The sequence below is a fragment of the uncultured Mobiluncus sp. genome (genome assembly GCF_963511525.1).
Taxonomy (GTDB): Bacteria; Actinomycetota; Actinomycetes; order Actinomycetales; family Actinomycetaceae; genus Mobiluncus.
In genome coordinates this window covers 1-18127 of the sequence record NZ_CAUPIY010000005.1, presented here as the reverse complement: position 1 = coordinate 18127, position 18127 = coordinate 1, and the positions used below count along the sequence as shown (strand labels likewise).

Genomic DNA, 18127 nt, shown 5'->3' with positions numbered 1-18127 from the left:
CCCTCTCGGGTTCGAATCCCCTATAGGGTCCCTAAATGCCAAAATCGCGAAAACCAAAGGTTTCCGCGATTTCGTCACGTGGAGCATAGGGGATTCCACGATTTTCTGCGAAAATCGTGTTACGCTCGGAATCTTCGATTCCTCGCGCTGGCACCTGAAAACGCTGTCGCGTTTTCGGGTGGTGCCAGCCCTCTCGGGTTCGAATCCCCTATAGGGTCCCTAAATGCCAAAATCGCGAAAACCAAAGGTTTCCGCGATTTCGTCACGTGGAGCATAGGGGATTCGAACCCCTATGCTCATAATTTTGACACATTTCTGATTGATGCTTTGACCTCGCAAAAATCGTACTTTGCGAACGTATATAAGGCTATTCTCTTGTTATAACAAAACTGTTTTTCCGTTGATTATTTTGCCATATTGTGTCACTATAGGACGTATAAAAGGTCACTAGCAGGTCATAGTTTTAGGAGGTTAAATTGGCTAGAAATCAGACCAAACCCATGTGGGGCAGTATAGATATGATACCCCCTCGACAGGGGCAAAGAACAGGCAAATATCGTGCTCGGTATTTCTACGGCAGCAAACGCTACTCGTCTACGTTCATCACCCAGGGGCAAGCATTAGATTGGCTTTCTGACCAGAGAACCTTAATAGCTCGCGGGATTTGGACTCCGCCAAGCCAACAGATTAAGGAACAAATCCGGGGTTCGGTTAACTTCAAGACATACGCGAACAACTGGGTCGAGACACGGGAGAATTCGCATGGGGGGTTGCTTAGCGATTCTACTAAGGATAAATACTTGAGCTTGATTCGGGCTAGTATGAAAGAGTTCCACCAGGTGCGGGTCAGTGACATTACCCAGGCGGAGGTGCAGTTGTGGTGGAGTCGCGGTATTGCTTCGGGGAAGAAGACAACCACAGCGAGGGCATATTCTCTATTGAAATCAATTATGCAGACTGCGGTGGATGAGGGGTTGCTTACTAAAAACCCTTGCCAGGTGAAAGGCGGTAGCCAGGCCAGAACCGGTAACGACCGGCAGATGCCTACTGACGCAGAGCTGGACGAGATTCTAGGCTACCTACAGGAGCACAGACCCCAATACGTGCTTCCGGTAAAGATAGCTGCCTGGGCTAACCTCCGCTGGGGTGAGCTTACTTCCATCACCAAGAAAGACGTAGAAATTCGCCGGACAGAGACAAAGAATGGAACGCCTGGAAAGATTGAAGCAGTTTACTTGGACGTGAACAAGGCAGTAGTGAAAATCGCTAATAAAGGGCGAATCATTAAAAAACCGAAATCGGCGGCAGGAGTGCGGGAAGTGCCAGTTACCGGTGCGTTGGCAGAAGAAATCGCTGAGCACGTAGAAAAACTGGAATCCCCGGATTCGCTGCTTTTTGCAACAAAAAATGGGGACTTCCTGCCACACCCTACGTTTAACAGATGGTACAAAAGAGCCGCAAAGGCAGCGGGACGACCGGAACTGCAAATACATGGTCTTCGTCACCACGCTTCCACGAAGATTGCCCAACAAGGTGCAACTGTTAGAGAGATACAGGCATTCATGGGGCAATCCACTTCAAAAGCAGCAATGGTCTATCAACACGCAGAAGAGGAACGATTACTGCAACTCACGAAATCCATGCACGAAACCCAAGAAGCCGAAACGAAAAAACGAGAGGCCAAGAAGAAAAAAGTTAGGCGGGACAAGGCTAAGAAATCTGCCGCTTAGGACTTCACGCCCGCACGCAACTGCTGGTATTTGCCTTCCTGGCTCCTCCAGAACGCGGCAACATCAAACTGGGTTGAGTTGCCCGGCAGGGTGTACTTCCACCACTTGTTGCGGTCGTTTTTGCCCATCTTGTCAAACAGTGCCTTGGACGCATCGCGGTTGATAGACGTCGGGTCTACCAGTCCGCCACCGGCTCCCGCACTCGGAACGTCGATATAGGTGCCGGGCAGCAGACGCGGCTCGAAAGCCTCCTTTTCGGGCACAGACTTGTCGCCTTCACGCTTAGCCACACGGAAGTCCATCAAGTCCATATTAGTACGTACCTTGAACTTTTGGTCTTCAGCTTTCGGTTTATTGTAAGTGCCGGACTTGAAGTCCACACTCTTACCATCGCCGTCAATAAGCATCGCGGTTCCAGCAAACTCATACGGGTCTACCTTTTCCGTAATCTTGTTGTCCTTGATGGCGTCCTGTGCTCCACGGGAGTCAGCGAACGGGGTTCCACCATTCTTCATATACACATCGGTTTCGATGATACGAACGTTGGATGGCGTACTCTTAACCGCTCCATACACCCCCTGTGCCGCCCTGGTTTCCGTCCTGGTTTTCCCGGTGTCCTTGTTGTACACCTCATAAGTCGCTTTCGGCAAGAACTGTTTCGGGTTGGACGCGACCACTACTGGTTTCGCTATCGTTAACGTGACCGGGGTGCCGTCGCGTTTCATGGTGATACGTCCGGAGGAGTCCACGAACCTGGTTTTCGAGTTGCCTTTCTCATCAGTAGCTGTTAACTTCACGGACTTCACGCCCCCGACGGTCTGCCCCCAGTCGGAGACGAACCCGTTGGCGTTGCCGAACATGGTCGGCCTGGACGGTATTAACGCGGACTTCTCATCGGTCGAGTTTTTCAGGTTAGAAAGGTTGGATTCGCATCTGACGGCTGTGCCGGAGATACCTACGCCAGGCACCGCGAGACAGTCGGACATGTTGTAGGCGTAAGGTAAGCCGGTACGCGGGTTAACTATTTCCTTTTCCGGTATTTCCGCCCCGACGCCTTTACGTCCCGAATCGTAGTAGAACTTAGAATCGTCGAAGTTGCAGGTGTTCATTAGGTCCATGGTCTGGTAGTACTGCTCTTTCGCTTCCTCACCGTTCAGGTTATTGTTTACGATGGCGGTGCCGTCAGAATCGATGGTCATTATCGGATTAATGACCTCAGACCACACGTAGCCTTTCCAACGTCCGAACGCCCCCGGGGGGAACGGGATGAACTGGGATTGCACATCCACCCCGCCCTTCTTAGGCACCCCGTTCGCGGCGGCACGATGCGTAGTAATGCCGTATTGGAGAGAACGCCCGAAAGTAATCGTGTTGTCCGACTTGCCGCCCTTGCCGAAGTTAGAAGACTGCCCGGCAGAAACCGAGTCTATCCCGTCCAGACCTTTAAAGAACGTGTCTGCTTTCGTCACGTTTTCCGCGTAGCCTTTCAAGGGGTTCACGAGGGGTTTCTCGAAGATTTCCCGGTTTTTCTTTAGGTCTTCCGGTTCTATCTTGTCAAGGTCAGCCCCGTCAATCATGCCTTTCGTGGTCGCTTTCCACACCCAGTTTCTGTAGTTCTTGTTGCCGATACGGGTGTTTTCGTTGCCCGAAGAAGTGCTCCATACGTACGAGGTTCCGTCGTTGCCGTTCTCGTCAGCCTGCGGCAGCCCGCCTTGTTTAGACAAGGTGTCGGAGCCGAACTGCTGTGCCCTCGCCCCTTTCAGAATCATGTCCCGGTCTGCCTTTTCAAGGAACCCGGAATCCACCATGTTCTTTAAGGCACCCTCCATGTCGCCGGTCTCCGTGTCCTGGTGGAACACGGGCTTCCCGTCGCTGTCCTGCACGTATTTCCCGGTGCCGATAGGGGTGGTTCCGAGGTCGTCGCCGGGCTTATGCAGTCCGTCTTTAAAGTCGCCCCCAGCAGCCTTCATCTGCCCTTCGTTACCGAACTGGAAGTAGGAGTTGTCGCACGCCCACACCAAATCAGCACTGTTTCCTAAAACTCCCGTCTTATAATTCAGCTTCGGCTCGCTTTCTCCCTGGAAACCGGTGCCGATACCTTTCGCGGCGTTTTTATAAAACTCAGAGTTCTTGTATTCGTCGGTCTTGTCGTAAGGCACCCCGAAATCAGTCATCACCTGAGAAGTATCCGGGTCAGGGTCATTGTTCTTAGCCCAGTGGATGCGGTTCTTCCCCGGCGTCAAGTCGATAGACCGGTCGCCGAACTCAGTCTTCTTCAACAGCATGTCGCGGGTCTGATTGTTCGAGGTCTTTGGCCCGTCAATCTGGTCGCTCCACGCCTGGACTGCGGTCACGCAGCGACCAGCCGCACCCGCGTCGGTCGCGGAAGCCTTAATGGAAAACTTGTAGATACAACCGGGGGATGCCATCACGTAGTTGGGGTGGGACTTCCACCAGGCGTCCATCTGACCCCACAAGTCTCCACCACGCTTCACCGCGATGTACTTCGAGGACGCACCATCGCCGCCTCCCAAGTCGGCAGCCGCGTAGGCCCCGCCATCCCAATTGTTGAGAGAGCTCTCGGTTTCCTTAATGTAGTTCTCGAACGGCTCGTTCACTCCCGGAGCGTAGTAGTCGCAGGCTTCACGCCCGGCCGGGGTTTGAGTCATGCCCGCACCAGCAACCGAAATCAGTTGCACGTCAACTTCCGGCTTAAAATTGCGGTTCGGGAAATCCTTGGGGTACCTCTCAGTAAAATATTGATGCAGGTCACGGTCGTCCATCCGCCCGTATTTGTACGCCAAAAACGCTTCAATAATGGAGTTGCCTTTCAGCTCCTTGCGGATGCCTTTCTCCTCGTTGTCCAGCATCCACGGGCCAGGCAGCTCGCACAAAGACCCCCAGTTCTGCACCTGTCCTGGGGCAAAGTACCCCACGGTCAAACGGCGGTGGACGTCAACGGAGCGGTATGCTTCCAGGCACTTGTCACGCACTCGCTCGCCCTTAGAGTTGGTCGTGTAACTCCACTCGGTGCATTTGCACAAACCCGGGGTAGGCGTGCCACCGGCAGGCTGATTGGCGGGAACCATATTGCCGGTGCCGGAGGGCGGAGCCTTAGGAACGTCTTCCGGTGGTTTTGAATTGCCCGGGTCAGGCACAACCTTATTGAATATATCGCTATCTGGCTGGTCGCTGAATTCCAGATAGGCACTGCCTTGGGCTTTCCACTCGTTCCATTTACCAGCCAGTTTCCCATACCACGAGGGCGGAGCTCCTTTCCCACCGCCTTCCGTAGTGGACTTCAAGCTGCCAGAGGCATTCGCCTGGGGCAGGTCTGTTGGATTTTCGGTGAACGGCGTTATCGAAGCCAGAGCAGTCACCGACAACGCCCCCGCAGCAATAACCGCCAAAAGTTTATTTCTGATGGTTCCCATTTCTATCTCCTCGCTTCCAAAACCGGGAAAACAACCGAGCCTTTGTACTCCTAATATCGTTCGATGCGAGTTTTTCGGGGCACCCAACCGACAGGGCAAGCAAAAACCCCGGTCGCTATGGGAAGCAACCGGGGTTCACCGTATTCACTTATCAGTTAATGACCGCGTACTTGTCGGGGTTAGCGGCTTCCCCGCCAATGAACACCAGATTTTTAGTACCAGCCGGAACCTTCAATGTATTGGAGTTGGGATTCGCCAAAACCAGCAACTGTCCGGTGGAAGCGGACAAACCGCCAGCAGCCAATGCATCGGGATAGTTCGTGCCGATAGCCACCATCACGGTGTCGCCGCCCTTCCATCGCGACCAATTCACCAGCTTGTTCGCGGTGTCATACCGGTCTTTGCCGTCGAACCATCCTGACATGGAGACAGTCTCCGACATAAGAGCCTTGGTTTGTGCTCCTACTGCGTACGGATAGGTTCCCGCCACGCGATTCACCTGCTCCGGGGTGTCCGCCAGGATAACCGCCGCACCGATTTTCGCCGCTACTGCGGAAGCCGCCAGGGCGTCAGGAAAGTTTTTGCCAGTGGCGACGAACACGCTGCTGGTCTTTAGTTTCCCGGTGTTCTTCATGTAGTCGTACACCTTGAAAGCCGTATCGTACCTGTCGGTTCCCGCAATACGCACAACCTGGATTCCCGCCGATTTCAGAGAATCCTCCACACCTTGGCTGACGGCACCGGTTCCGCCGACAATAGTGACCTTGCTGGTTCCCACGGACTTCAACTTGCTTAGAGTCTCCGGCTCAATAGCAGTGGTTCCCATAGTCAGGACCACGCCGGATTTGGAGGCTCCGGCCAGGGCACCCGCCACCAGACCATCCGGGAAGTTGCGACCCGTAGCCAACACCACCTCGGACTTGTTCGCGGCGTTATCTAGCAGCATTGTGGAAGTAGAAACACGAGTGATACCACCAATACGCGACTTGCCTACCTGGATGCCCTGGGGCTTGGGCTGCTGGGGTTGCTGGTTGCTCAACGGCACCCCATGTGCTTGCAGCCAAGAGTAAACGGCGGAGTCAATGAGGGCACCGAGAACGGAATATTTTACTGAATTGCTCTTGCTGCTGGTTTCAGTAGGATTATGAGCGAGCACAGCAAACAAGTTGCCATTTGCGAAAATTCCGCCACCCGAATCTCCATGTTCTACAGGATTACCAGCCGTAGTCCATACAGACTCGGAGTAAACAGAATTAGAATTAATTGTAGTTGCTCCACCAAATACAGCACAGGAGGCATTGTCTTTTCCGCCATCGACTGCGTTTCCATTGCTGTCGATTAAACGTTCCCCGCACGCCTTAATTTGCATAGATGATAATTGGTCTTTAATAGTGTCTACATTCACGACATTAGCAATGGCCCCAGACAAAGGTGTCTTTGTGGTGATTAAAGCAAGGTCTCTTCCGTCCGGGAAGACTGACCAAGAAGCTATGTTCCGGCCATTGTGATACAACTTGGTCGAATTAGAATCCCATATACGCATTCCGGAATCTGATGTAATCACGACACCTACATTAGGATTACCTACATAATAGCAATGTGCTGCTGTTAACACATGGTAAGGAGAGATTTTAGTACCGGAACATGACACCCCATTGAAGTTTATTTGCACCATCGATATGTCTTGCCCCCACTGCGGATTGTTTCCGACGCTAAAAGCTACAGTAGGCACCCCCATTGCTGCTAAAGTTAATCCTACGAAAAAGCCGACAATTCGCTTGCGTCCGTGCTTCATTTTCGTCTCCTTTCCTTGCCCGGTCGGCTTTTCCGACCTCCTGATAAAAATTCTACGATTGGTTCCACGAAAAATAAAGGAGCTGTCTATACCACCGCCCCTTCCTGCGGTTTTACGGGGAAAGCAACCCCGGTCACCGTAAAAAGTGACCGGGGATTTGCCGTCTCATGATTTCGCTGTTTTCCTTATCGCCAGCCGCATCCCCGCCCCGCCCGCCGCTGTCGTCTGCCGGAACGTTCGGGGTTTCGTTCACCCCGGCGACCACAGGATTCTTGGGCTCTGGGAGCGTGGTTCCGTCAAATTTTTCGATGTTGCGTTTCATCTGACGAATAAAGTCCCGGCGTGGATTTCATCCGCATAGATTTCCAGAATGCCGTTCACCGGCTGGAATCTTAGATTATTCTTGTAAGCAATGTTCGCTTATATTAAGAATTTAAGATACTGTGCTGCTGTTAATACATGGTAAGGAGAAATTTTGGTTCCTGAGCACGCGATACCGTTAGACCAAATCTGCATCGTCGGTATGTCCGGCCCACTGCGGATTATTCCCGACCGTTGTCGATAACCTCCCAAAACCTATTGAGCTGTCATCTGATTCCCTATTCATCGAATCCCTTTTCGTCTGAGTAAACTCAAGCTACTAAGGTTGGTTTGATTCTCCCAGGGCATAACTTCCCCGCAACGGACGGGTAGTTCGCAAGATTAAGTGCCGCATTCAAATCACGGTCAACCGTTAAACCACAATGCTCACAGACATAAACACGTTCGGCGAGAGACAAGTTTTGTTTCTTGAACCCGCAGCCGGAACAGGTTTTTGACGAGGGATACCAACGGTCTGCCCTCACCAGTTCAATACCTGTTTCTTCGCACTTCTGAGCAAGTTTGGTCGTGAATTCTGCAAACTTCTGACTAGCGATAGACTTAGCCAAATACTTGTTTCGCAGCATTCCTCTTACATTCAAATCCTCAATCACAATCCGTTTGGGTCTTGCGGAAAGTATGTCCTTGATAACTTCATTAATGTAAGTCGAACGTATATTGGTTAATTTCCTGTCTATTAGTGCAACTTTACGCTGTAGCTTGTTTGAGTTAGACGTGCGGACAAACTTCGTCCCTTGCTTGTTCGATTCTAACTTCTTAGACAAGCGGCGTTGTAAGTGGCGTTTGCGTTTCTCTAGCTTTTTCACCTCCTTAGAGTAGTTGATGTTTGAAAATACTGTGCCGTCAGAAACAACAGCAAAATTCTTGATTCCAAGGTCTATACCAAGAGTGTCTCCGTGTTTACGGGGTTTAGTTGGTTCAGTTCCGGTTTCGTAAGTGTAAGACAAATACCAGTATTTACCGTCCCAAACAACATGGGTATTCAGCACATGGTCTGGGATTTTCCGAAACTTTACATAAACAGGCTCTTTGATTCCGGTAATCTTCACCCCGTTTTTGGTGGTGTGAAATCTCTCTGTTCTTTGATAGAAACTTGCTTTTGAGGGCTGCTTCTTGTGGAAACGCGGGAACCTGGCTTGTTTCTTAAAAGCCTTGGCTCTAGCCTTATCAAAAGTTTTTGTTGCTTGTTTCACAACGGCTTCGGGAATCTCTCGCAACCACTCGTAACTTGGCGTGTTGTCTCGCAAATCCCGCAAATGCTGGCGTAGTTCCGGTTGTTTTACTAGGTCGGTACGTCCTGACTGATATTGTGCTTTGCAATAGGCAACACACTCGTTGTAGGCAAATCTAGATGCACCGGCATAACGGAAAAACGTTTGTGCCTGTTCTTCCGTTGGATACAGCCGGATTCGGTTACCCTTAAGCATTGTTTACGCCAGCCCTAGATACTCGGTGAATAGTTTTCGTATTTGGCTAGCGACGATGTAATACGGGAGTTTACCCTCCTGTTTGCGACGTATATTTTTGCTCACAGGCACTAATATCGTTGCGTTTATTGTTGGCGTAGTATGGGGCTTCGGTTAGTTGTTAATAAAAACTCCCTAAAAGCCGCCGGAATCCGCCCGCCCCATCCGCATTGTCTATGTGGCGTCGAGATAGGCAGAAATATCAAAGTCGAAGAAAAGACGGAGACAAGATGACTTGATAAAAGTCTGGGTCACTTTCCTTAGCTATTCGAGCAGCTGAAGGAGATGACCCAAGACATTATTGAATATATTTTCGGCTCCTAATAGAAGCCCTGTCTATAAGCGCCTGTTTCGTTACAGCGGAGCAGGTGCTCCCACATACAAGAATATCACGTCACGTTGTCGATAACCTCTCAAAACTTATTAGGAAGTTATCGACAACGGTCGAACGTTCGCCCCCGCCCCCAACCTGAACCGTCAAGAGCGGGGGAACAACGTCACTTCATCTGTTTCTTTGACTTGCGTGCGACTAGCACGCCGAGCCCGGCCATGGCACCTACCAGTGCGAGGGAGCCGAGGGCGACGCCGGTTTTCGCGAGCGTTCCGGCGGAGGCACGCGGCCCGATGTTGCCGCCGACGTTATTGCCTCCGGAGATGTCGGCATTAGGGTAGCCGTCCCGCAGCCCGTCTGGGACTTGCGGGGCATTCTTCAGGGCTTTCTCGATTTCTTCCGGGGTGCAGGCCACTATTTTGATGGTTCCGGTCTCAGTAGCCAGGTTCCCGGCTTTGTCGCGTGCCGTGAACTCCGGATGGTAGACGGTTCCCGGTTTCGCTTTCTTGCCTAGGATTCCGAAGAATTGGCGGTCTTTGATGAAGTCGGCATGAGAGTATTTCAGCCCGTCGGGGGCACCCGTCGTATTAGTGACTTCCACGGCTCCGTTGCGTGCCGAGTCCAGAATCTGTATCGGATAAGTAAGGTTCACCATTGTTTCGCAGGCGGGCAGGGAGAGCGTCTTCGGCATGACTATCATCGGCGGAGTGGTGTCTACAACGTTCACCCTGACCTGTATGTCGGTCTTATTGCCTGCCGGGTCGGCTACACGCCAAATAGAGTTGTAGACTCCGATGTCACGCGGCTTTCCTTTCAACACGCCGTCCTGGCTGAGCTCCGTATTATCGGGCAGCTTCCCGGAAGCCAAAGAAACCAGGGGCTTCACACCGGGATTGTTGTCTTTCACATTAATTTTCAGTTCTATATCGGTTCCGGCTTCCACAGTCCACTGGATGTGCCCGTTGACTATCTTGGAGCCTTCCCCGCCGGTCACTTTCGGGGCGGTGGTGTCGATGATGTGGAACAGGATAGTGAACCTAGTAATGTTGCCCGACGGGTCTGTCAGGGTGGCGTGAGTCGTATAGTCCCCGGTCTTGGTCGGAGTGCCCGAAATGGTTCCGCCTTTACGGTCGGGGGCGAATTGCAGCCCATCAGGCAGCGGCCCGAACTCCAGGCGTGTGGCCTCGCCGGAGTTGTCGCTGGTCTCCAACCTAATCGGGTTTATCGGGGTTCCAACTTCTAAAGTGTATTCGGCATTACTGTCCCTGGTATCTTTGCCGTCTATCGTGACGGTCGGCGGGGTGGAGTCCGTCACGATAATCACCACGACGGCTTTCGTCTCATTGCCGGACTCGTCCTTAGCCGTCACGTCAACCCGGTATTCCCCGGGCTTGTCGGTGGAGCCGGTGATGTTGCCGTCCGCGTCAATAGTCACACCGGGCGGCAGTTGCCCCGGATTATCCACATTCACCGTGGTTTTACCGCCGGAGTTGTCGCTGACATTGATTTTCTTGTTGCAAGGCTTGCCGGTCTCGCATCTGAAGGGGCCGCCAGAGATAGTCGGCGGAGTGGTGTCTACTATGCTTATCACAACCTTGTCCGTGTAGGCGTTGCCTGCACGGTCGGTGACTGTGACCGGGAACTCCCGTACTCCCGGGGTGCGGGCTATGACCGTCACTTTCAGAGTGGTGAGCCCCGTGGCGGGGTCCTGAACTACCTCAGTGGCGATGTTTTGGGTTGCGTTGTTTTGCGGCATCTGCCCCAGTTCCAGAGAGGGCGGGAAGCCGTCGTTGTCGCTGAATTGCAGCTCCACCTCGTTCTTAACGGAGGTTTCCCCTGTTAACTGCGGGTCACCGACCATGGACGGCGGGGTCTTGTCCAAAACAGTCAGGTGGTACCTGGCACCGACAGAAGTGTTGCCTGACGGGTCGGTCACTTTCACGTCTATCGGGTAAATTCCTGGCTTCTTCGTCATGCCGGAAATCAGCCCGGTGTCCTCGTCGTACCCTATCCCTAAAGGCAGCCCGCTGATGTCATACTTCAAGTCGGACTCGGAATTGTCTGTGGCGACAATCTGCCTGGTATACACGTCCTCCGTGGTGGTGGTGTCGTCATTCAACACATGCAGCCCGTCGACAACCAGAGGGTTGCCGTGTTCGTCTTTGATGATTTCGGGAATCTCGGGCGGGGTCGTGTCGATGACTTTCAGGGTGAACACTTTCGGGTTAGTCGAGTTGCCCGCCAGGTCGCTAGAAACAACCGTCATCTTGTTGACGCCGTTGTTCCTGGCCAGCTCCGGCAGGATAGTCCCGGACAGGGTGTAGGACACGTCGTTCCATCCCAGGCCGCGAGGAATCCCTTCTAACGTCACTTTCGGCTTGTTGCCGGAATTGTCCGAAACATTCGGGAACGTGTAAGAGAAGTTGTCCCCCGTGTTTGCCGTCTGGTCGGTGAACGTGATTTGCGGCTCAGTACCGTCCGAAATCGTTACGGTCATCAACTTGTTGCGGACGTTGCCCGCCGTATCTTTCGCAGTGACGGTCAAACGATACGGGGTTTGCAGGAACGTGTGCGGCTCTAGCCTGCCTGTAATCATCTTCGTGAACTTGTCGTATTTCAGTCCGTCCGGCAGCGGGCGAGAGAAAGACACGTCCGGATTAATCCCGGAATTGTCGCCCGTGACCAGCTCGAAACTGACCTCCCGGCTGACCTGCCCAGGCTGCGGCTCCAGCCGGTCTGTTAAGCCCGCGAAATCGGTGGTGCCGATGTCCGGCTCCGTGCCGTCCACCACAGTAATCCGGAAAGACTCCGAAGACTTGTTGATTTCATGCGTCGGATGCCCCGGAATGATGGTGTCTTCGGCGTTCACCGTCACGTCAAAAGTTTTCCCAGTTTCGGACGGGTCGATGTTCCCGGTGATACCGGATTTCGTCCAGGACAATCCTTTCGGCAGACCGGTTACTGAACTGACGATATACACCCCGGAATTGTCGGTGATTTGGAACGGAATGTTCACCCGGTTCTTGCCGGGAGTGATTTTAGAATCCGTCTTCAAGGTTTTGTCTGAAATGGGCTGGATGACCGGGGCGGTGGTGTCGGAGACGTGGATGTTGAACTTACTCACCGTTCCCCTGCCGGTTGTATTAGCCCTCTCGAAGCTCACGGTGACCGGGTAAACCCCCGGCTTTTTCGCGGTGCCGCTGAATGCAACAGTGACCCCACGCCGGTCGGAGCCGGAATCCCTGGTCACTGTATAGGTGACGCCTTGAGGCAAACCGCTTACTGTGGCCGTAATTGGGGTGGCGTTCACCCCGCTATTGTCACCGGTCGCCGAGGCATGGATGGAATACGGCTGCATGTTGGGCGACCCGGTGCGGTTAGAACGGGGCGGGGAGTCCTGCCAGGGAGGGCTTGGAGCGATGGTTCCTTGTGCCGGGACGGGTTGTGCCGGGTTTGTAGTATCGGGCGGTGATGTTGGCGAACCTGGCTGCGATGTCTTGCGGGCTGGAATTGATGTTGGCGAGTTTGTGGCGTGCTTTCTTGGCTCGTGCCATACCAATCTGAGTTTCCTGCCAGTCGTAGTTAGAGACGTAATAGTCGTGGCGGCGTTGTCTCAAGAATTTCCTGTTTGTGCCGTTCAGTGACCATCCGGGGGTGTTCTTGCTTTTACGTGAGTTCGAGATTATCCGCACGATAGAGCCAAAGTTGTTGTGGCAGGCAGCCGTGCAGGTTTCACCTTTCACGCATTTGGGGCATTCCATTTTCCTCGCAGCTTTGTCCAGACGGCGGTAATGCTTGCTGATTAGGCTGTTGTCTCCTTTCCTGGATTTGATGAACCTTCCCCAGGTTTTCGCACTGTATGACACGGCTTTAATCAGGTATTTGGTGCGGTCTTCGCGTTCGTTGTCGTCTGGTAGAGGCTGGCAGTCTATCTGGTCGCCCCAGCCGAATTCCCCGGTGTGCTGGTTGTGGGCGATGTCTTTTATTTTGCTGGGCATTACGCCTTCGCTGGCTTCTATACGCAGGATTACATGTACGTGGAGAGCACCACGACTTTGCCATTCCCATACCCGGAAAAAATCGAGAGTCTCGAAGCTGTTTCTCAATGCCCGGTAGGTATTTCTCCATAGCTGGGCGGCAGCATAATTCCATGCCACCTGTCCTTCGTAATCATAGGTGCTCGGGTCTACTGGAACACCTTTCAAATGCAGGTCTTCTTCGGTATGGGTCTTGCCGCAGGCACACACCTTAGAGCCGCTATCCGTGTTGGGAACAAAGTGGATTTCACCGAACGAGGGGGCAGTAAGAGTTAGGAAATAGAACGTGTACTTCTTAATGGTTTCCTGGGGAATGTCGTCCCATGGCACACAGCCGGACTTGCAGATTATCAGCCAATCTTTCCGATACAGCAAGGCACAATGGGGGCAGATATCAGAGAAGCGGCTGTTGCAGTTATAGAACTGTCCCTTATAGATGTGGGGGCAAGAGCAGAACTGGCGGGATTCTTTGAACAGTTTCGCCGCCTTGGTTGCCTCGTTGTTATACATTTCGGGTGGCTCCTTCCTGGAAATACATGGACAAATGTGTTCGAGGGCGGGAAACGGCGACATGCTGCATGTTGCGTTCTTGGCGGCCAGCTAAAACTGTTGGGTGAACCAGGGAACCCATACCTGCCACATGCACCGAATCCCATTCCATGCCTTTGGCGGAATGGATTGTGGAAAGCGTCACCGTCCCCTCTTTCGACCTACGGGATGCCGGGGTGGCGTCTGACTCGTTGGGATTGTTGTGCAGGTATGGAATCTCGTGGTCTTCGAGGATTTCTGCTACATTATCGAGTTCTGCGTGAGTATCGGCAAGCACAGCGACCGTTCCGGCCTCCAAGGTAGAAGAGATTTCAGAAGCGAAAAAGTCGTCCCAATCTCTCTTGCCTGGTTGATAGTCCCATCGTTCCACTGTGCCGGATACACCTGGGTTGGCAGGGGTTATAGTAAGACCATCAGTCCTTGTCCGATTCACCACTTCTAGGATTTCGGGTGCGGAACGGAAGCTGGTGGTGAGGTGGTATTCTTCCCATCCCGGGTCGGTGAACCAGGGGATTCCTGCCCCGGAGTAGCAGAAGATTTCTTGGCACGGGTCACCGACTATGACCAGCCGGGAGCTTCCGGACAGTAGCTTAATGAGGCGGGCAAGCAGGGGCGTGATGTCTTGGGCTTCGTCTACGATGATGGTCGCCCAACGCTTGGATTGCCGAGCAAGAAATACTGGGTCGCTTTCCAGGAGATACACGGCGAGGTATTCCCAAATGTTGAAGGTGGCTAAGCGGTTCTTCGCGAGCTTACTGAACAGTGTTTCCACTAGCTCTGCCAGATTTGCTGCTGGGAGGCTAGAAGAGGATGAAGTAAAACCTTCCAAAGAGTAAAGCCTGGCGAGCATATAATCCATGGCTGAGATAAGGATTTTACGGTTCCCCGGAGTGTTGGGGATAAAAGCTCCGGCCAGGCATTCACCCGCCAGTCTGTCCACGGCTTGGGGACGGTCAATCCTGGGGATTTGTAAATCAGGATGCTCCCGCAGGATTCCTAAAGCAAGAGAATCGGCGGTACATACTTCCACGAGGGGGCTGCTAATCCGCTGTTGGAACACCCCCACGTTGGCGTTGGTGTAAGCAATCATCAGGCATTTATCTGGATTCAGCCTGGCGAAGTTGACCATGGTGTGGGTCTTGCCGGTGCCGCCACCAGCAAGAACCCGCACCCGGTCGGCGTTCGATTCGCAAACAGCGTTCTGTTCCGAGGTCACAGTGCCACTACTTCCTCTGCTGCTTGTTCCGCCTGTTCAGCGAAACGGGTCAGGACGTACTGCGGGACGTAGTAGAACTTCACGTTGTGCCTGAGTCCGTCGTCTTCCAGCACTACTGCCTGGCCGGGGTTATCCGAGGGGATGGTGTATGCCAGGGACAGAGTGTTTTCTGCCGGATACCCGAGTACCGCTTGTTCCGCCTCGCGGGTCGCCACACGGAAACAAGCCCTGATACCGATGTTGTCACGGATAGCCGTAGGGATAGCGTCGGCGGTGGGTTTCTGGGTCATGAGCATGAGGAATACCCCTGAGGAGCGTCCCCGCTTCACTAAATCCGCGACGAGTGCAGTAATACGCTCCAGGTTGCCTTTATCCTCTTTCGATGCCCCACGCGTGTCGAACAACGTTTGGCATTCGTCAATCACCAGGCACAGCACCGGGCAGGTCGGGTCGGGTATCGTGTCCCAAAAAGCAGGCACGCCGTAGCATTCCAGCATGGTTTCCTGCCGGTGTTCCATTTCCTGAACCAGGTCTTCGAGCAGCTTGATGACCTGGTTCAGACTTCCGGTGCCGCTGATGAATGTTTTCGCTGAGTGTTTCGCCCAAGACCAGTCCGCCCCGCCTTTGCCGTCGATAATGTGCACTTCCGCATTAGGAGAGGCAAGCAGCGACCCGACTATCACCTGGGCACCGCTGGTTTTCCCGGAACTTGGCATTCCACCAGCCAGCATCCCCGGCTGGTTACGCAGACTGAGCCGGTGCTTGTACCCGAAATCGTCAATACCATAGTCAATGCCACAGTCATCCAAGCTGAACTTAGGGAAATCCGCGAGCATATAATTCTGCCTGATAGGTGCCTCCATATCAGGCTGCTTCAAAAACCGGATGACCCAACGCCCTGTCCTGTCGTCGTGCTCCAGCAGCTCGAAATCCCTGGCACCAAACCGGGCAAGATGCTTGCGTATCAGCACCAGTACCATTGCGTCATCGCCCCCAGCAGCCCAAGGGCAAATGAACTCCCACAAGTTAGCGGCAAGCCTCGCTTTGCAATACTCCGCGTCGCTCTTAGACACCAGCTCGCACGCGGCAAGAGCCTCCCTGCCCCGGCGTACAGCACGTTTCTGATAGGCACGCCAGATGTCACCTAGAACCGGCACCGCATACCATAACTGAGGAATAACCAGACCTGCCAGGAAAAAGACCCCGGCCGCAACACCTACGACTTTGATGCCAGCCCAGCTGAACGCAGGCTCCACAAAAACCCATGCAAGCAGCAACACTGGCAGCCACAGACAGGTGACCCAGGTCTTAGACAGAACCCGGGATGCTATGTGATTTAGATAAGAAGATTTAAACATTTCTGTTCAATCCTTTCGTTTCATTGATTGTCTTGTGCATGTTGAGGGGATGCCTCCCCGTTATTACTTGAGGTGGCGGGGGCGACCGGAACATTTAGTTACGGCCGCCCCCACTGGTGAGGCGGACGCCTACTATTTCTGCGAAGGTGTCGATTGGGCAGTTGCCTTTATCTGCTCGAATACCTTCACAGCAGACGGGCCCGGAACCAGCCGGTCGCAGCCAATGATTTTCACTCGGACTGAGCCGTAATCCCCGCCGGACAGCTCAGCCTTCATAGGCTTAGACGAAGTGAGGACGACAGTCCCGCCGACAACAGCCGGTTCAGAGACCTCTTCGGGAAGCTCCACCGTGACTTCCGTTGGCTCCTCGCCAATCATGGAGACACCAGAGAACCTAGCCTGCGGGCGCCCCAAGGCATCCAGCAGCCTTTTCTCCGTGCGTACCCCGCCCTCATACACAAAGGCAGGGCGTGGGCCGCTCATTACAACGAGCGGCGTATTTGTTTCAAATGGAATCGTAGCCATTGTTCTTTTCCTTACTGTTTAGGGGAGCAGCCCTCTTGACTGCTCCATTGGTGGTAAATATCGTTCGATTTACCCCTGGAAAGGAAAGAGTTATTAGACGGGGTGCTGGGATGCAAGATGCCCGATATAATGCGGCCTCTCATTGTGAAAGAAACATTAATCCAGAACGTCAAAGCCTTACCCAACAGGCGGTCTGCCTTAGCCCTACGGGCACGGCAGACCGCCACACCCAAAAGCTTTCCCACACCGACTACCGTTCCTTTACTCGAAGAACCACACCCCAGGCCAAACAGCCCCCAGCCGCCGCAACCACACCCCCCCGCCAGCGGAAACCCGCAGCATTCCCGCAACAGAGGCAGTACATCGCGTGTTCCGCTAACAGAAAGAGCAGAACAATGCAACTTTCCATTCCCGAACAACCCGCCAGCCCGGGGAATACCAGCCCCCACCAAAGCCCAAGACCAGGCATCAACCCGCACCTTCTAGAATGGTCGGGAGACTGGGAACCTTAAATATGCGGGGATATGGATAAACAGTGGCTCAATGGATAGCTTTGCTCAAATAAGCACTAAGACTGTCCGGAGTGACCCGCACACCCGACCCGATGCCATCCAGGCGTACAGCTTTCAACCGCCCATCAGCAATAAGCCGGTAAACGCTACGTCGACTTAAACCCAAACGCCTCGCAGTTTCATTAACCGTGAACACGCAAATGTCCGGATACACATCAGAGTAAGACACAACACGCCTACTTTCTTTGTTCATATCAGTGTTTTTTGTGTAAGTGAGTTCCGGAACTGCCTTACATTTACAGAGTAACAACAAAAAAATTTTGACCGTCGTGCAGAACCCATTTTTTAAAATGCATCGGCAGGATACAGCCCTAAAAAACATCGCGTGCAGAGACATCATCCCAGTTCAGGACAAAGATTATCCGTCATGCTCGGCACAGATTTAAAACCGGCGTAAATACGTCTGACATGTAAAGAGGACACCCGTTCCGCGACAGTTAACCACGTCGGTAACAAGACCAAAACCGGGACAATATTAAGGTCACCAGCAGGTCAGAACCCCGCAGAAACCACCCAAAAAACGGGGATTTTTCGTTGAAATAATACTAAAAACAAGTTGTGGAGCATAGGGGATTCGAACCCCTGACCTCTTCCATGCCATGGAAGCGCGCTACCAACTGCGCCAATGCCCCGAAGTGCCTAAACAGTATATATAAACCGGGCGGTGACAGCAAATTAACGGCGTACCTTATGTATTTTGAGCGCGTAGGTGATGTGGTGCCTCATATAGTTT

The 18127-nt window shown here is 53.1% G+C and carries 11 protein-coding genes, 1 tRNA gene and 1 pseudogene; 1 reads left to right on the top strand and 12 read right to left on the bottom strand.

Features of this window, described 5'->3' with window-relative positions:
- The first annotated feature begins 500 nt into the window (after positions 1–500).
- On the top strand, positions 501–1730 hold the full coding sequence (locus RQ935_RS04950) for a tyrosine-type recombinase/integrase (RefSeq protein WP_399532091.1): 1230 nt from the start codon (positions 501–503) through the stop codon (positions 1728–1730).
- Here RQ935_RS04950 and RQ935_RS04945 read toward each other — a convergent pair.
- The 12 genes and pseudogenes from RQ935_RS04945 to RQ935_RS04895 all read right to left on the bottom strand — a co-directional run bounded on the left by RQ935_RS04945 (position 1727) and on the right by RQ935_RS04895 (position 18026).
- Positions 1727–5164 (bottom strand): hypothetical protein, encoded by a 3438-nt coding sequence (locus tag RQ935_RS04945; RefSeq protein WP_311497458.1) that lies wholly within the window; start codon positions 5162–5164, stop codon positions 1727–1729. The two genes, RQ935_RS04950 and RQ935_RS04945, sit on opposite strands and share 4 nt — an antisense overlap.
- A gap of 151 nt (positions 5165–5315) precedes the next feature.
- Positions 5316–6203, bottom strand: a complete 888-nt coding sequence (locus tag RQ935_RS04940) for a cell wall-binding repeat-containing protein (protein ID WP_311497533.1) — start codon at positions 6201–6203, stop codon at positions 5316–5318.
- Between the two features lie 114 nt (positions 6204–6317).
- A pseudogene (locus RQ935_RS04935) lies at positions 6318–6839 on the bottom strand (trypsin-like serine protease); the annotation flags it as partial.
- A 253-nt stretch (positions 6840–7092) separates the two neighbouring features.
- Positions 7093–7281, bottom strand: coding sequence for a hypothetical protein (locus RQ935_RS04930; RefSeq protein WP_311497457.1), 189 nt, complete (start codon positions 7279–7281; stop codon positions 7093–7095).
- Positions 7282–7591: 310 nt separating this feature from the next.
- Positions 7592–8767, bottom strand: coding sequence for a transposase (locus RQ935_RS04925; RefSeq protein ID WP_311497456.1), 1176 nt, complete (start codon positions 8765–8767; stop codon positions 7592–7594).
- Between the two features lie 536 nt (positions 8768–9303).
- Positions 9304–12447, bottom strand: a complete 3144-nt coding sequence (locus RQ935_RS04920) for a putative Ig domain-containing protein (protein ID WP_311497455.1) — start codon at positions 12445–12447, stop codon at positions 9304–9306.
- A 67-nt stretch (positions 12448–12514) separates the two neighbouring features.
- Positions 12515–13684 carry a replication initiator gene (locus tag RQ935_RS04915; protein ID WP_169773852.1) on the bottom strand — a complete coding sequence of 390 codons (1170 nt, stop codon included), beginning with the start codon at positions 13682–13684 and terminating at the stop codon, positions 12515–12517.
- Positions 13677–14939, bottom strand: a complete 1263-nt coding sequence (locus RQ935_RS04910; protein ID WP_311497454.1) for a UvrD-helicase domain-containing protein — start codon at positions 14937–14939, stop codon at positions 13677–13679. Before RQ935_RS04910 ends, RQ935_RS04915 begins: the two co-directional genes overlap by 8 nt.
- A complete protein-coding gene (locus RQ935_RS04905; protein WP_169773850.1) occupies positions 14936–16297 on the bottom strand; it encodes an FtsK/SpoIIIE domain-containing protein in 1362 nt (453 codons plus the stop codon). The genes RQ935_RS04910 and RQ935_RS04905 overlap by 4 nt, the downstream gene beginning before the upstream one ends.
- A gap of 132 nt (positions 16298–16429) precedes the next feature.
- Entirely contained in the window at positions 16430–16822 is a 393-nt protein-coding gene (locus RQ935_RS04900) for a hypothetical protein (RefSeq protein WP_169773849.1), read from the bottom strand.
- Positions 16823–17362: 540 nt separating this feature from the next.
- Positions 17363–17587 carry a helix-turn-helix domain-containing protein gene (locus RQ935_RS09805; protein ID WP_169773848.1) on the bottom strand — a complete coding sequence of 75 codons (225 nt, stop codon included), beginning with the start codon at positions 17585–17587 and terminating at the stop codon, positions 17363–17365.
- Positions 17588–17953: 366 nt separating this feature from the next.
- Positions 17954–18026, bottom strand: a tRNA-Ala gene (locus RQ935_RS04895).
- Positions 18027–18127 lie beyond the last annotated feature (101 nt).

Excerpts from the sequence above, each read along its gene's own strand:
- RQ935_RS04925 (WP_311497456.1), bottom strand. The coding sequence starts at position 8,767 with ATGCTTAAGGGTAACCGAATCCGGCTGTATCCAACGGAAGAACAGGCA.
- RQ935_RS09805 (WP_169773848.1), bottom strand. The coding sequence starts at position 17,587 with ATGAACAAAGAAAGTAGGCGTGTTGTGTCTTACTCTGATGTGTATCCG.
- RQ935_RS04945 (WP_311497458.1), bottom strand. The coding sequence starts at position 5,164 with ATGGGAACCATCAGAAATAAACTTTTGGCGGTTATTGCTGCGGGGGCG.
- RQ935_RS04915 (WP_169773852.1), bottom strand. The coding sequence starts at position 13,684 with ATGTATAACAACGAGGCAACCAAGGCGGCGAAACTGTTCAAAGAATCC.
- RQ935_RS04950 (WP_399532091.1), top strand. The coding sequence starts at position 501 with ATGTGGGGCAGTATAGATATGATACCCCCTCGACAGGGGCAAAGAACA.
- RQ935_RS04905 (WP_169773850.1), bottom strand. The coding sequence starts at position 16,297 with ATGTTTAAATCTTCTTATCTAAATCACATAGCATCCCGGGTTCTGTCT.
- RQ935_RS04930 (WP_311497457.1), bottom strand. The coding sequence starts at position 7,281 with ATGAAACGCAACATCGAAAAATTTGACGGAACCACGCTCCCAGAGCCC.
- RQ935_RS04900 (WP_169773849.1), bottom strand. The coding sequence starts at position 16,822 with ATGGCTACGATTCCATTTGAAACAAATACGCCGCTCGTTGTAATGAGC.